This window comes from Cellulomonas sp. P22, from assembly GCF_044392165.1.
Genome location: NZ_JBISBW010000020.1, coordinates 1 through 13,974, shown reverse-complemented (window position 1 = coordinate 13,974; position 13,974 = coordinate 1). Strand labels below are relative to the sequence as shown.

Genomic DNA, 13,974 nt, shown 5'->3' with positions numbered 1-13,974 from the left:
CGCAGACCGCCTCGGCGGTCTGACCTCGCGGGGCCGACGGCGCCCGCTCCGCACCAGGCCTCCGGGGATACCGCACTTCCCCCGGACGACACCGACGTCGCTCAGGAAAGAGGTCGCACATGGACGTGTACAGCAATTGGGAGATCTTCGCGTCGGAGGCATTCGGGACAGGGCTGCTGACGCTGCTCGGCACCGGCGTGGTCGCCAACGTCCTGCTGCCGAAGTCGAAAGGCTTCAACGGCGGCTGGCTGCTCATCAACTTCGGGTGGGGCTTCGCGGTGCTCGCCGGCGTGTACGCAGCCTTCCGGTCGGGCGCTCACATCAACCCCGCAGTGACTCTCGGCATCTGGGCGAACGGCTCGGAGGACTTCGCGCCGGGCATCGAGGTGACGGCCTGGCACGGCGTCGTCTACGTCACCGGGCAGATGTTCGGCGCCGCGCTCGGTGCCCTGGTCAGCTACCTGGCCTACAAGAAGCATTTCGACGAGGACCTGGACCCGGCCTCCAAGCTGGCCGTCTTCGCCACCGGCCCGGCGATCCGCTCTTACGGATGGAACTTCGTCACCGAGGTCATCGCCACCTTCGTCCTGGTGTTCGTCGTCCTGATGTTCGCCAACGACCCCGCCAAGCTCGGGGCGCTGCCGGTCTCGTTGCTGGTCGTCGGCATCGGCGCCAGCCTCGGTGGCCCCACGGGGTACGCCATCAACCCGGCGCGTGACCTGGGCCCCCGCATCGCCCACGCGCTCCTGCCCATCAGGGGCAAGGGCTCGAGCGACTGGTCGTACGCGTGGGTCCCGGTGCTCGGCCCGGCCGTCGGCGGCCTCATCGGCGGGCTCGCCGCCTCCTGGTTCGTCTGACCCGCAACCTCCCGCGCCTCCCGCACAGCGATCCCTCGATGGAGAGGAACACCATGCCTGACAGCGAGCAGTACGTTCTGGCGATCGACCAGGGCACCACCAGCACCCGCGCGATCGTCTTCGACCACGGCGGCACGATCGTGGAGACCGGCCAGATCGAGCACGAGCAGATCTTCCCGCGCGCCGGGTGGGTCGAGCACGACGCCGAGGAGATCTGGCGGAACACCCGCGAGGTCGTCGGCATCGCGCTGACACGGGCGAACATCACGCACCACGACCTCGTGGCGGTCGGCATCACCAACCAGCGCGAGACCACCGTGGTGTGGGACCGCCGCACCGGCAAGCCCGTCTACCACGCGATCGTCTGGCAGGACACGCGCACCCAGAAGATCGCCGACCAGCTCGCTGCGCTGGGCGGCGGCGCCGACCGGTACAAGTCGCGCGTGGGTCTGCCGCTCGCCACCTACTTCTCGGGACCCAAGATCCGATGGATCCTGGACAACGTCGAAGGGGCTCGGGAGAAGGCCGAGCAGGGCTTCCTCGCGTTCGGCAACACCGACTCGTGGGTGCTGTGGAACATGACGGGCGGCCCGAACGGCGGGGTGCACGTGACCGACGTGACCAACGCGTCGCGCACCATGCTGATGAACCTCGACACGCTGACGTGGAACGAGGAGATCGCGGCCGAGATGGGGATCCCCCTGTCGATGCTGCCGGAGATCCGCTCGTCGTCCGAGGTCTACGGCACCGGACGCAAGGGGGGCTTCGTCCCCGGCGTGCCGATCTCGGGCATCCTGGGCGACCAGCAGGCCGCGACGTTCGGGCAGGCCTGCTTCGAGGTCGGGTCGGCGAAGAACACCTACGGGACGGGCAACTTCCTGCTGCTCAACACCGGGAACGAGCTGGTCCCGTCCGAGAACGGGCTGCTCACGACCGTCGCCTACAAGATCGGCGACAAGGACCCGGTGTACGCGCTCGAGGGGTCGATCGCCGTCACCGGCTCGCTCGTGCAGTGGCTGCGCGACAACCTGGGCATCATCAAGGCCGCGCCCGACATCGAGAAGCTGGCGGCGAGCGTGCCCGACAGCGGCGGCGCGTACTTCGTGCCCGCGTTCTCGGGGCTGTTCGCGCCCTACTGGCGTGCGGAGGCCCGCGGCGCGCTCGTGGGCCTGACCCGGTACGTCAACAAGGGGCACATCGCGCGCGCCGCGCTCGAGGCCACGGCGTTCCAGACCCGCGAGGTCGTCGACGCCATGAACGCGGACTCGGGCGTGACCCTGACCGAGCTCAAGGTCGACGGCGGCATGGTGCGCAACGACATGCTCATGCAGTTCCAGGCCGACGTGCTCGACGTCCCGGTCATCCGCCCCCAGGTCGCCGAGACGACAGCGCTCGGGGCCGCCTACGCCGCAGGCATCGCGGTGGGGTTCTGGTCGGGCGAGCAGGACGTGATCGACAACTGGGCCGAGGACAAGCGCTGGGAGCCGTCCATGGAGACCGGCGAGCGCGAACGGCAGTACCGGCTGTGGAAGAAGGCCGTGACCCGGACCTTCGACTGGGTGGACGACGACGTGGAGTGACGTCGGACCGGCTGCCGCGCGAGCGGGAGCCTGCGGTGCGACGACGGCCGGTCACCCTTGGGGTGGCCGGCCGTCGTGCTGGTTGTCGGCTGCGGGTGTCGGCAGCGGGTGTGTCGACCGCGAGGCATGCGCTCGAGGTTGTCCACAGATCGCGCGACATCTCCCCACGAAGGGGATGCATCGGTAGAATCGAACACATGTTCGATATTCCCGACGCGGTGCCCGACCCGGTGCTCGACCAGCACCTCGAACCGCCCCTCGCGACTCAGCGGCCCGGGGTGCGGCTCGCGGCCCGGCTCGACGCCCTCGAGGTCGCCCGTGCCACCGACTTCGCGCTCGTCGAGGTGGTCGCCGCGTGGCAACGGGTCGCCTCGTGGGCCGCAGCCCAGGCCGCAGCCGCTGCCGCCGAGCTCGCCGGCCGCGACTCGATGAACCCGAGGTGGCCCGTCAGCGCCACCGACGCGCGCCACTCGTGCGTCGCCGCCGACGAGCTCGCCATGCGGCTGGCGTGCTCACGCCGCGCCGCGCGGCTGCTGGTCCGGGACGGGCTGGCCTTCGCGGGGCCGCTGACCTGGACCGGTGAGGCGCTGGCCCGCGGCGAGATCGACGCGGTGAAGGCCCGCATGATCGCGGACCGTCTCGAGGGTGCGTCGATGGAGGTCGCGCTGGCGGTCCAGGACGCGATCCTCGGCGACGCGCACGCGTGCACACCCACGCAGCTCGGGCGCACCCTCACCCGCGCCCTGATCGAGGTCGACCCCGCCGATGCGGCCCTGCGCCACGACCGAGCCACGACCACCCGGCACGTCGACCGACCACGTCTGCTGCCCGACGGGATGGCGGGCCTGTGGGCCGTCCTGCCTGCCGAGGATGCCGCCCGCATCGACATGACGCTGGACACCTCGGCCCGATCGGCGCGCGCGACCGGCGATCCGCGCACCCTCGACCAGCTCCGCGCCGACCTCCTCGTCGACCTGGCCACCGCGCCGCCGAGCCGGCACGCGAGTCCGGGCACCACGACCTGCGCCGCGTCGACCGCTCGGCTCGCGACCCCGGCCACCGGCACCACCGGCACCACCGGCACTCGCACTGGCACCAGCAGCGGCAGCGGCAGCGGCAGCGGCACTCCGTCGTCCCGGGCGCTGGATGCCCTGCCCCGTCCGCGCGGCCCGGCGGCACAGATCCGGGTCACGGTCAGCGCCTCGACCCTCATGGGCCTGGACGACCAGCCGGCCGAGCTCGACGGGTACGGCGCGATCACTGCGGTCCAGGCGCGCGCCCTCGCCGCCGGCGGCGTGTGGCGACGGTTGGTGACCGATCCGCTGTCCGGGACGGTCCTCGACGTCGGCCGCACCCGGTACCGACCTCCCGCCGACCTCGCCGAGCTGGTCGTCGCCCGCGACCGGTACTGCGCCGCTCCGGGCTGCTCGGCACGAGCAGAGTCGTGCGACCTCGACCACACCGTCGAGTTCCACCGCACGGCGCCCGACGGCAACCAGGGAACCACCTCGGCCCACAACCTCGGTCCACTGTGTCGACGGCACCACCAGATCAAGACCGACGGCGGGTTCCGGCTCTCGCAGCCGACGCCCGGCACCTTCGAGTGGACCAGCCCGACCGGACACCAGTACCGGGTCCGCCCTGGAGCGACCCCACCGCCACCGGCGACGCCGAACTGCACCCACCGCGACACAGCGCCTGCCGGTGAGACCGTCGCTCACCCCGACGACCCTCCCTGACGGTGCACGCCGAGCCGTCCCGAGCTGAGCGACCGCCGCCTCGGCACGTGCGCTAGCGAGCCCTTTCGCGCGCGGGGACACGGCCGGGTCAGTGGAGACGGCCGGCTCAGTGGAAGTACGCGCCGCCGTTGACGTCGAGCACGGTGCCGGTCACGTAGCCCGCGCCGGCCGACGCGAGGTAGACGACGGCCGCGGCGACGTCCTCGGGGGTGCCGGCGCGCTTGAGCGGGGTGCCGGCGACCGCGGCCTGCTGGGCGGGCTCGGGGGTGTGCAGCGCGTGGAACGGGGTGCCGCCGATGAACCCGGGCGCGACCGAGTTCACGGTGATCGACCGTGGTCCGAGCTCTCGGGCGAGCGCCCGGGTGAACCCGTCGAGCGCAGCCTTGGCCGTCGCGTACGCAACGGCTCCGGTGCCCCCACCGTTCTGGCCGGCGAGGGAGCTGATGGTGATGATGCGGCCCCCGTCGGGCATGACGGGCAGCACTGCACGGGTCGCGTAGAACGCGCTCGAGACGTTGAGGTCGAGAACGTGGTGCCAGTGCTGGTCGTCCATCCCGGTCACGGACTGCCGCCCGCCCAGGCCTCCGGCGTTGTTGACCAGGATGTCGATCCCGCCACCGAGCTCCGCGGCGGCCTGCACGACGACCCGGTCGACGTCCCAGCTCTGGCGCGCGTCGAGCTCGTACGCGACGACCTTGCGGCCGAGGCTCTCGATGTCGGCGATGACCGTCTCGGGCTCGTGCGTCAGGTACGTGAACGCCACATCGGCGCCCGCCTGCGCGAGGGCGTAGGCGGTGGCCCGTCCGATGCCCGTCGCTGCGCCGGTGACGAGTGCGCGGCGTCCTTCGAGCCTGTTCATGACCACTCCTTGCTTGGGCGATTCCGGCGAACGTAGTTCACGCGGCGGCAGCGGTCTACACCCCGAACGGGTGCCTCTCCCGCCGCGCGACGCCGGGTTCGACCCCGCGGCGCACGATCTGCCTTGCGTCTCCGGAAGGCTCGGCCCTCGCGCTTGAACGGGGGCGCATCTCGCGCCTGCGTGCGTGCAGGCCAGAGGCACGCAGCCCGGCGCCAGCACGCGCACGCGCACCGGCGGGGATGGTCACTGCGCGGCAGGGACCAGCGTGTCGGTGCCGTTGATCCGCACGGTGAACTCGGTCGCGGGCAGGTCGTCCACAGCGACGACGCTCGTGGTCGGCACGTAGTCGCGCGTGCACGGCGTCTCGGCCTGACCGTTCTCGAACGCGGCACGGACGGTCAGCACCGTGCGGTCGGCGTCCCACTCCGCGCTCACGGGCAGGTCGGGGCACGACGAGCTGCCCCACGTCGTCACCAGCAGGCGCCCGGGGCTCGCGTCACGTGCCGCCGGGGCCACGTCGGCGGCGTCGTTGCGGGCATACGACTCGGCGATCGTGGTCGGTGAGGGGATCGGTGCGGGCGGCGACGCGTCGTCGACGTGGCTCGCCGAGCCGGACGCCGCAGCATCGGTCGGCGACCCGTCACCACCTGCGGTCGTCGCCGTCGCGCACGCACTGAGGCAGAGCACCGCGACCCCGACCAGCGCGGCCGACCGGAGCCCCGGCGCTCGCCTGCGGGCCGACGTCCGTGCGGCGTCCATGGCAGTCATCTCGGGTCCCCTCGACTCACGTGTCGGCGCCCGCTCCCCCGGCCGGACGCCGTCACCCGCGAGTCTTCTCCTGAACCGCGCGCGCGGCCAGCACGCCCACGAGGTCGACCAGGTATCGGCGGGGTCGGCGCGCTCCGTGTCGCTGCGCACCGACGCGCTGCGCACGGACTCGCTGCGCACCGACTCGCCGGCCCGCGGCTCAGGTCCGTCGCACGAGGGCCCTGACGCTGAACGCCACACCGACCGCGCACCAGACCACGAGGACCACCAGGTCACGCATGCTCGCGTCGTAGGTGCCCGAGGCCAGACCAGCGCGCAGCAGGTCGGCAGCCGGGCGCATCGGCAGCACGTCGTGCAGCGACTGGAACCACTCGGGGAGCTGGCTCGCAGCGAACGTGATGGGCGAGAAGAGCATCACGAAGAACACGAGGATCTGGCTGAGCATCTGGGCGACCATCGGCGAGAAGGTCACAGCGATGGCGTAGCCCACGGCTGTCGCGGTGACAGTGACCAGCACCGACGCGGCGATCAGCAGCGGCCAGTCGAACGCGAGCGCCAGGTCGTAGCGCAGCTCGGCCACGAGCACGGCGACCACCACGCTCGGCAGCGCGACGAGCAGCCACACGGTCAGGTCGGCCAGCAGCAGGAGCGGGCGTGCCAGAGGCAGCGAACGCATGTAGGTGAACGTGCCGCTGGTGCGGGCCTGGGTGACCGCCTGGGGAACGATCGTCAGACCCACGATCAGGAGCAGCACGGTGGGGGTGCCGGTCGAGAGGAACATCGCAGCGTCGGGCGTGATGTCGGGGATCAGGAACCCGAAGCCGACCACGACCCCGGCGGCGATCAGCGCCTGCACCACCACGTAGAGCGGCAGCTCGCCGCCGATCTGCGCGAACTGCCAGCGCAGCAGCGTGCGGTAGCTGCTCCACAGCCCCGCACCTCCGGGCTCGGGCGCGGTCGGGTGCGCCACGGGGCGGTCGGTGGTGATGGTCTCAGGCACGGGACGGCTCCTCGGTGGCTGCCTCGTCGGAGGCTTCGGACGTGGTGACGGCGAGGTAGGCGTCCTCGAGCGTCGCGGGGGCGAGCGCGTAGCCGTCGAGGTGACCCTGCTCGCGCAGGCCCGTGGCCCAGGCGACGACCGCGGCGGCCTGCGACGCGGGCACGGTCAGGAGCACGCGGCGGCCGGTGCGGACGCGGCGCGTGACGGGCACGGGGACGGCGTCGAGCGGGTCGGACGGGTCGGGGCCGCCCGGCTGGAGCTGCAGCTCGAGACGCAGGTCGGTGTCCTGGCTGCCCCGCAGGGACGCCGGGGTGCCGGCCGCGACGACCTTGCCGCGGTCGAGCACCACGAGCTCGTCGACCACCCGCTCGGCCTCGACCACGTTGTGGGTCACGAGCAGCACACCCGCGCCCTGGTCGCCGATGCGCCGCACCGCGTCCCACAGCCGACGGCGCCGCGAGGCGTCGATGTCGTTCGTGGGCTCGTCGAGCACCACGAGCGGGGTCGGGGCGACCACCGTCATCGCGAACGAGGTGAGGCGCCGGACGCCACCCGAGAGGCCTCCCCCGTCGGGCAGGGCCTTCTGGTCGAGCCACGGCTCGATGTCGAGCTCGGCCGCGAGCTCCGCGGCCGCCGCGCGCGCCTGCCGGGTGCTCAGGCCGCGGATCCGCCCCGCGAGCTCGATGGCCGTGCGGGGGGTGAGGCCGTTGATCGGGGCCTGCGCCTGGGCCTGGAGCGCGACGCGGCGGCGCGCGCCGGCCGGGTCGGTGACCGCGTCGACCTCGGCCACGTGGATGGTCCCCGCGTCGGGCCGCAGCAGGCCGACGACCTGCGAGACGAGCGTCGTCTTGCCGGCGCCGTTGTGGCCCAGCAGGCCGACGACCTCCCCGGCCCGCACCCGTAGGGTCACGCCGTCGTTGGCGACCACGGCGCCGTAGCGCTTCGTGATCCCGTCGACAGCCAGCACGTCCGCACCCACAGCAGCACTCTCCTCATCCGGAATACCTCGAGTATTCGGATACTAGCGGTATCTCGGTACCGCCGGTAGCCCGACGTACGATCGGGGGCATGACGACCTCGGGACCCACCGCCCCGCGCGCCGCCCGCGACCACTCCACCGTCCCACCGCAGGCACCCCCGACACGCGGAGAACGGCAGCAGCAGACCCGGATGGCCCTGCTCGCCGCAGCCCGCACGGTGTTCGCCCGTGACGGCTACCACGGGGCCCGGCTCGAGGCCATCGCCCACGAGGCCGGGTACTCCAAGGGCGCCGTCTACTCCAACTTCGACGGCAAGGGGGCGCTGTTCCTCGCGGTCGTCGACGCCGACCTGAACGACGCCGACACCGAGCTCGCCCGCGACGGCGTCGACCCGTGGAACCTCTGCGATGCCGCCGCCGCGCCCACCGGCGAGCCGGGCGCCGACACCGCCCCCGCGCGGACAGCCACCCAGGCCGAGATCGACACCGCCCGTGGCTTCGCCCGCGCCAGCCTCGAGTTCATCGCCATCGCCGGCCGTGACCCTGCACTCGCCCCCGAGCTCGAGGCCCGTATGCATCGCATGCTCGCGATGTACACCGACGCCGCCGTCGCGAACAGCCCCGCCCCCGCCGACGACCCGCTGCCCACGACCGACCTCGGCCTGCTGCTCGCCGCGTTCGAGCAGGGCAGCGCCCTGCTGGCCCTCGGCGGCATCGCCCCGCTGCCCGACGCGCTGGTCCGCGAGGGCATGCTCCGCCTCCTCGCACCGCGGCCGTCGCAGCCCACGACTGATCAGGCCCCACAGCCCCCGGACGCCCGCGCCTGATCACCGCCGCGCTCCCCTGCCCCGGGCGCTGATGTCGGCACCGCTCGCTACGTTCGGACGACCAGGTGGTGCCCGACCTCGAGGCACCGCCGCCGCTCACGCTTCGGAAGCAGGACCAGCCATGTCGTACGGCTACATCGGGTCCATGAAGACCCGCCCCGGACACCGCGACGAGGTCGTCGCGATCCTCACCCGCGGCGCACCCGCCCTGCGCGACATCGGCTGCCACGCCTACATCGTCGCCACGGCCACCACCGACGACCAGACGATCTGGGTCACCGAGGTCTGGGAGTCCGCCACGCACCACGACGACTCCCTCCAGCTGCCCGAGGTCCGCGCAGCGATCGCCGAAGCCATGCCCCTGCTCACCGGCGAGTTCTCCAGCCAGGTGTGCGAGGTCGTCGGCGGAATCGGTGCGTGGACCGGCGCCTGAGGGCACGGGGCCGACGGCAGCCCTGATCCCGCTCGACGTTCGGTATGCCGCGAGCCGACTTACAGTCGGTTGATGGGGTCGAACGACGACTCAGGTGTTCCGCGGTGGGCGGTGGTGTCGGCCGCGCTGGCTCCGGTTGCGATGATCGGGAGCTGGACGATCTCTGCGGCGATGCAGGACGAGTACGACCCGGTGCGGGAGACGATCAGCTGGTTGGCGACGAGCGCGGCGGTGGCGCCCGCGGTCGGGGCCTTCGGGTTCGCGGTGACGGGGATCGCGCACGTGGTGACCGCGGCGGGGCTGCGGGCGGCTCCGCGGATGGGGCGCGTGCTGCTCGGGGTCGGCGGCCTGGCGACCGTGGGGGTCGCGCTGGCGCCGGCGGACCGCGCACCGCGGGCGCACTGGGCTGCGGCGACCGTCGCGCTCATGTCGATGGCGACCTGGCCGCTGGCTGCGTGGGGCGCCGACGGGGTCGGGACGCTGGCTCCACGCGCTGGGCTCGCTGCGACGGCGGGACTGATGGGGATGCTGGCCTGGTTCACGCTCGAGCTGCAGCACGTCACGCCCGATGACGGGGCCACGACCGGGCTCGCCGAACGCGCCGCCCTGTGCGCGCAGGCGCTGTGGCCGCTCGTCGTGGTGGTGGCCGCTCGCACGTCCGCGACGTCGGGCACGGCGCCGACAGGCCGTTCGCGGTCGTGGTGGTCCTGGTGGTGAGTTGCGGGGATTCGGCGACGTCGCTGGGCGTCGCCGGGTCGGCCTGGCACGATCAGGGGGTGAACTCCACCCACCACGAGCCGGAGAACGGCCTGCCCGCCCGGATCAGGACCGCGCTCAGCGCGCTGCCCAAGCCCATCCGGTGGGTCGCCGTCGCCGTGGTCGGGTCGGCACTCGTCCTGGCCGGCATCGCGATGCTGGTGCTCCCTGGGCCAGGGTGGCTCGCCATCTTCGCCGGGCTGGCGGTCCTCGCCGCCGAGTTCACGTGGGCAGCGACGCTCCTCGGGCGGATGCGTTCGGTGGCGACGCGCCTGTGGACCACGGTGCGCGGGTGGATCCCGCGTCGAACGACGGGCAGCGCCGAGCCCGACCAGGCGCCCTGAGCCGGACCAGGCACCCTGACGGCGTGAACCGCCTGAGGGCCTGAGGGCCCGAGAGCCTGCGGGCGCCAGCGGCACTCGGCCCCAGCGCTCAGCGGTCAGCGCTCGGGAATCGTGACCTCGATGCCCGCCTCGGCTGCCGCCAGCACCCCTGCCGACTCCGCTGCGCGCCGTCCCAACGCGGTCCACACGGTGGCGCACACCACGAGCACGAGCGGGAAGACGGCCGCACCCAGCAGCCCGACGCGCAGGCCGGTGCCGCCGTCGTCGGGAAGCGCGGCGGCGAGCGAGCCGAGGAGCCCGGTCGACGCCGCGGTCAGGTCGGCGACGGCGCCGGTGAGCCAGGGGCCGACGGCGCCGCCGAGGTCGCCCATGACGGCCAGCACCGCGAACATCGCGGCACCGCCGAGCGGGAACCGGGCGGCGGCGAGGCTGAAGGTGCCGGGCCACATGATGCTGACGGCGAGCCCGCACAGCGCGCACGCGGCGAGGCTGACGACGGGGCTCGGCGACAGGGTCGCCACGAGGTAGCAGACCACGGAGAGCGACCCGGCGCCGATCATCGTCGGCGCGAGCGGGATGCGCGCGCCCCACAGCCCGTAGACGATCCGCCCGACGCCCATCAGCGCGGCGAACAGCCCCGGTCCAGCGAGGTCGCCCCAGGTCTTCGCGACCCCCAGCGACGTCTCGGCGAAGAACGAGGACCACTGCGACATGGTCAGCTCGGCCGCGCCGGCGGTCATCATCAGCACCAGCGCGCACACGAACGCGGGCGCGCCGAACAGCGAGCGCAGCGACAGCCGGTGCTCGTCGGGCACGGTGGGTGGCAGCGGCACCCGGAGGAAGACGACGAGATTCACGGCGGGCACCACGGCCCAGAGCAGCGGCAGCACCTGCCACGACCCGAAGCCGGTCATCGCGAGCACGGCGGTCGTGCCGCCGACGACGGCCACCTGACCCCAGCAGTAGAACGAGTGCAGCAGGCTCATCGCCGCGGCCTTGCCCTCCTGCGGGCTGGGCAGCGACTCGACCACGGGGCTGACCATCACCTCGAGGAGTCCCCCGCCGATGGCGTACACGATCACGGCGACGCACAGGCCGACGTACGGCGTGGGGGCGACGGCCGGCGCGACCGCGAGCAGCACGAGACCGAGGACGGCGAGCGCGTGGGCGAGCACCAGCGGGATGCGGTAGCCGGTCCGGTCGGCGAACCGCACCGCGGCCAGGTCGGTGAGGAGCTGGACGCCGAAGTTCAGCAGCACGAGCCGTCCGAGCATCTCCACCGGCACGTCGTAGGACGTCTGGAAGACGATGAACAGCAGCGGCGCGAGGTTGTTGACCACCGCCTGGGTGACGAACCCGGTGTAGCAGGCGCGGCGGGTCGCGGTGTAGGTCAGCGCCGGCCGGCCGGTGCCGCCCCTCACGCGCGCGACGGGACGAGGGCGGCGGCGGCAGGCATGGGCTGGATGCTACCGAGCGGTCGGCGAACCGATGCGTCCGCAGCGCCACGGTCCGCCACGGCCTCCTCGTCGTCGAGCAGGAGCGGCGGCAGCGGCCGCAGGTGGCGGAGCGGCCGATGCGCACGTCCGGCCGCACGCTGCGCTGAGCGTGGGCACCGCCACTGTGGAGGGCGCCGATCGTGGGGGTGGCGCCTTCTACAGTGGAACCCATGACCTCCCCCCACGCGGTGCCCTCGTCCGGCGCGGACGTCGGAGTCCAGGACGCGTGGCCCACGGCCGAGACGTACCCGTTCTTCGACGAGGAGCCGCCGCCGGACGACGAGCCCCCGTACCCGTCGGACGACCCCTTCGACGGCCCCCCGGCCGACCACCGCGCGCCGACGTCCGCGGCTCCGCCCGCCGCGCGTCGCGCCCGCCCGGCCGCCCGGGTCGCCGCCGCACCCGCGGGTCCGGCGCGCGAGCCGCTCGAGGTGCTGCACACGGTCTTCGGCTACGACGCGTTCCGCGGCGAGCAGGCCGAGATCATCGACACGGTGGTGCGCGGCGGTGACGCGCTCGTGCTCATGCCCACCGGTGGCGGCAAGTCGCTCTGCTACCAGATCCCCGCCCTGGTGCGCCCCGGCACCGGCGTGGTGATCTCCCCCCTGATCGCGCTGATGCAGGACCAGGTCGACGCGCTGTCGGCCCTCGGTGCCCGCGCCGGGTTCCTCAACTCGACCCAGGACGCGGCGCAGCGCCGGGCGGTCGAGGACGCGTTCCTCGCGGGCGAGCTCGACCTGCTGTACCTGGCCCCCGAGCGGCTCAAGGTGCCCTCGGCCGTGGACCTGCTGGACCGCGGCGAGATCAGCCTGTTCGCGATCGACGAGGCGCACTGCGTGTCCCAGTGGGGGCACGACTTCCGCCCCGACTACCTGCAGCTCTCGGTGCTGCACGAGCGCTGGCCCACGGTCCCCCGCATCGCGCTGACGGCCACCGCGACCCGCGCCACGCACGCGGAGATCGCCACGCGCCTGCAGCTCGAGGACGCCCGGCACTTCGTGGCGTCGTTCGACCGGCCCAACATCCAGTACCGCATCGTCGCGAAGTCGAGCCCCCAGCAGCAGCTCCTCGAGCTGCTGCGCACCGAGCACCCGGGCGACGCGGGCATCGTCTACTGCCTCTCGCGCGCGTCGGTCGAGAAGACCGCCGACTTCCTGGTCAAGCAGGGCATCCCCGCGCTGCCGTACCACGCGGGCCTCGACGCCCGGGTGCGGGCCGCGAACCAGTCCCGGTTCCTGCGCGAGGACGGGATCGTCATGGTCGCGACCATCGCGTTCGGCATGGGCATCGACAAGCCCGACGTGCGGTTCGTGGCGCACCTCGACCTGCCCAAGTCGGTCGAGGGCTACTACCAGGAGACGGGCCGTGCGGGCCGTGACGGTCTGCCGTCGACGGCCTGGCTCGCGTACGGCCTGCAGGACGTGGTCCAGCAGCGCCGGATGATCGACACGTCCGAGGGCGACGCCGCGCACCGCTGGCGGCTCGGCCAGCACCTCGACGCGATGCTCGCGCTGTGCGAGACGATCGAGTGCCGCCGCGTGCAGCTCCTCGCGTACTTCGGCCAGACGAGCACCCCGTGCGGCAACTGCGACACGTGCCTGGCCCCGCCCGAGGGCTGGGACGGCACCCGCCCCGCGCAGATGCTGCTCTCGACGGTGCTGCGCCTCGACCGCGAGCGCCGTCAGCGCTTCGGCGCGGGCCACGTGGTCGACATCCTGCTCGGCAAGCAGACCCCGCGCGTGGCCCAGCACGGGCACGACGCGATGAGCGTGTTCGGCATCGGCACCGAGCTGTCCGAGGCCGAGTGGCGCGGCGTGGTCCGCCAGCTGCTCGCGCAGGGGCTGCTCGGCGTCACGAGCGACGGCTACGGCACCCTGGTGCTGACCGACGCGAGCGCGGACGTGCTCGGCGGCACGCGGCAGGTCCGCCTGCGCCGCGAGACGGCCCGTGTCAAGCCCTCCCGCTCGTCGTCCCGCACCGGCCGGACGGGCCGCACGGCCGCCGCCGCGGCGGACCTCGCCCCGCAGGACGTCGCGACGTTCGAGAAGCTGCGGGCGTGGCGCTCGGCCGCGGCGAAGGAGGCCGGGGTGCCCGCGTACGTGATCTTCCACGACGCGACGCTGCGCGAGATCGCGACCCGTCGCCCGACGACGCCCGGCGAGCTCGGCACGATCTCGGGCATCGGCGCCGCGAAGCTCGAGCGCTACGGCGAGCAGGTCATCGCGGCGCTCGAGGCCGACCCCGACTGAGCCCGGCGGCGCAGGCCGGGCCGCGCCGTGCACGGGCATGACGCCCGCGAGGGCCCTGGCGGTCGCCGTCCCCACGGCGACCGCCGG

Annotated in this window: 13 protein-coding genes; 8 read left to right on the top strand and 5 right to left on the bottom strand. The window is 73.2% G+C overall.

All coding sequences use genetic code 11. The features are described 5' to 3' along the window. Positions 1-119: 119 nt before the first annotated feature. From ACGIF2_RS16505 to ACGIF2_RS16495, 3 genes are all read left to right on the top strand, one after another. Entirely contained in the window at positions 120-857 is a 738-nt protein-coding gene (locus tag ACGIF2_RS16505) for an MIP/aquaporin family protein (RefSeq protein ID WP_396047915.1), read from the top strand. A gap of 53 nt (positions 858-910) precedes the next feature. Beyond that, complete coding sequence (glpK, locus tag ACGIF2_RS16500) at positions 911-2,437, top strand: glycerol kinase GlpK (protein ID WP_396047917.1); 1,527 nt, start codon at positions 911-913, stop codon at positions 2,435-2,437. A gap of 197 nt (positions 2,438-2,634) precedes the next feature. After that, a complete protein-coding gene (locus ACGIF2_RS16495; protein WP_396047919.1) occupies positions 2,635-4,176 on the top strand; it encodes a DUF222 domain-containing protein in 1,542 nt (513 codons plus the stop codon). A gap of 106 nt (positions 4,177-4,282) precedes the next feature. Here ACGIF2_RS16495 and ACGIF2_RS16490 read toward each other — a convergent pair whose 3' ends face one another. From ACGIF2_RS16490 to ACGIF2_RS16475, 4 genes are all read right to left on the bottom strand, one after another. Further along, positions 4,283-5,035: an SDR family NAD(P)-dependent oxidoreductase gene (locus ACGIF2_RS16490; protein ID WP_396047921.1), complete on the bottom strand. Its 753-nt coding sequence runs from the start codon at positions 5,033-5,035 to the stop codon at positions 4,283-4,285. A gap of 243 nt (positions 5,036-5,278) precedes the next feature. Beyond that, positions 5,279-5,803 carry a hypothetical protein gene (locus ACGIF2_RS16485; RefSeq protein WP_396047923.1) on the bottom strand — a complete coding sequence of 175 codons (525 nt, stop codon included), beginning with the start codon at positions 5,801-5,803 and terminating at the stop codon, positions 5,279-5,281. Between the two features lie 199 nt (positions 5,804-6,002). Next, complete coding sequence (locus tag ACGIF2_RS16480) at positions 6,003-6,803, bottom strand: ABC transporter permease (RefSeq protein ID WP_396047925.1); 801 nt, start codon at positions 6,801-6,803, stop codon at positions 6,003-6,005. Then, positions 6,796-7,782 carry an ABC transporter ATP-binding protein gene (locus ACGIF2_RS16475; protein WP_396047927.1) on the bottom strand — a complete coding sequence of 329 codons (987 nt, stop codon included), beginning with the start codon at positions 7,780-7,782 and terminating at the stop codon, positions 6,796-6,798. The genes ACGIF2_RS16480 and ACGIF2_RS16475 overlap by 8 nt, the downstream gene beginning before the upstream one ends. Before the next feature lie 89 nt (positions 7,783-7,871). Here ACGIF2_RS16475 and ACGIF2_RS16470 point away from each other — a divergent pair, with 89 nt between their 5' ends. From ACGIF2_RS16470 to ACGIF2_RS16455, 4 genes are all read left to right on the top strand, one after another. Next, complete coding sequence (locus tag ACGIF2_RS16470) at positions 7,872-8,609, top strand: TetR/AcrR family transcriptional regulator (protein ID WP_396047929.1); 738 nt, start codon at positions 7,872-7,874, stop codon at positions 8,607-8,609. A 121-nt stretch (positions 8,610-8,730) separates the two neighbouring features. Beyond that, positions 8,731-9,042 (top strand): putative quinol monooxygenase, encoded by a 312-nt coding sequence (locus ACGIF2_RS16465; protein ID WP_396047931.1) that lies wholly within the window; start codon positions 8,731-8,733, stop codon positions 9,040-9,042. Between the two features lie 72 nt (positions 9,043-9,114). Beyond that, a complete protein-coding gene (locus ACGIF2_RS16460; RefSeq protein WP_396047933.1) occupies positions 9,115-9,759 on the top strand; it encodes a DUF998 domain-containing protein in 645 nt (214 codons plus the stop codon). 59 nt (positions 9,760-9,818) lie between these two features. Next, positions 9,819-10,142, top strand: a complete 324-nt coding sequence (locus ACGIF2_RS16455; RefSeq protein ID WP_396047935.1) for a PGPGW domain-containing protein — start codon at positions 9,819-9,821, stop codon at positions 10,140-10,142. A gap of 95 nt (positions 10,143-10,237) precedes the next feature. Here ACGIF2_RS16455 and ACGIF2_RS16450 read toward each other — a convergent pair whose 3' ends face one another. After that, entirely contained in the window at positions 10,238-11,563 is a 1,326-nt protein-coding gene (locus ACGIF2_RS16450) for an MFS transporter (RefSeq protein WP_396047937.1), read from the bottom strand. 245 nt (positions 11,564-11,808) lie between these two features. On the opposite strand from ACGIF2_RS16450, the gene recQ reads away from it, so the two are divergent. Then, positions 11,809-13,887, top strand: a complete 2,079-nt coding sequence (gene recQ, locus ACGIF2_RS16445) for a DNA helicase RecQ (protein WP_396047939.1) — start codon at positions 11,809-11,811, stop codon at positions 13,885-13,887. Positions 13,888-13,974: the final 87 nt, after the last annotated feature.

Coding starts and splice junctions, on each gene's coding strand:
- ACGIF2_RS16485 (WP_396047923.1), bottom strand. CDS start 5,803: ATGACTGCCATGGACGCCGCACGGACGTCGGCCCGCAGGCGAGCGCCG.
- glpK (WP_396047917.1), top strand. CDS start 911: ATGCCTGACAGCGAGCAGTACGTTCTGGCGATCGACCAGGGCACCACC.
- ACGIF2_RS16465 (WP_396047931.1), top strand. CDS start 8,731: ATGTCGTACGGCTACATCGGGTCCATGAAGACCCGCCCCGGACACCGC.
- recQ (WP_396047939.1), top strand. CDS start 11,809: ATGACCTCCCCCCACGCGGTGCCCTCGTCCGGCGCGGACGTCGGAGTC.
- ACGIF2_RS16470 (WP_396047929.1), top strand. CDS start 7,872: ATGACGACCTCGGGACCCACCGCCCCGCGCGCCGCCCGCGACCACTCC.
- ACGIF2_RS16460 (WP_396047933.1), top strand. CDS start 9,115: ATGGGGTCGAACGACGACTCAGGTGTTCCGCGGTGGGCGGTGGTGTCG.
- ACGIF2_RS16490 (WP_396047921.1), bottom strand. CDS start 5,035: ATGAACAGGCTCGAAGGACGCCGCGCACTCGTCACCGGCGCAGCGACG.
- ACGIF2_RS16505 (WP_396047915.1), top strand. CDS start 120: ATGGACGTGTACAGCAATTGGGAGATCTTCGCGTCGGAGGCATTCGGG.
- ACGIF2_RS16495 (WP_396047919.1), top strand. CDS start 2,635: ATGTTCGATATTCCCGACGCGGTGCCCGACCCGGTGCTCGACCAGCAC.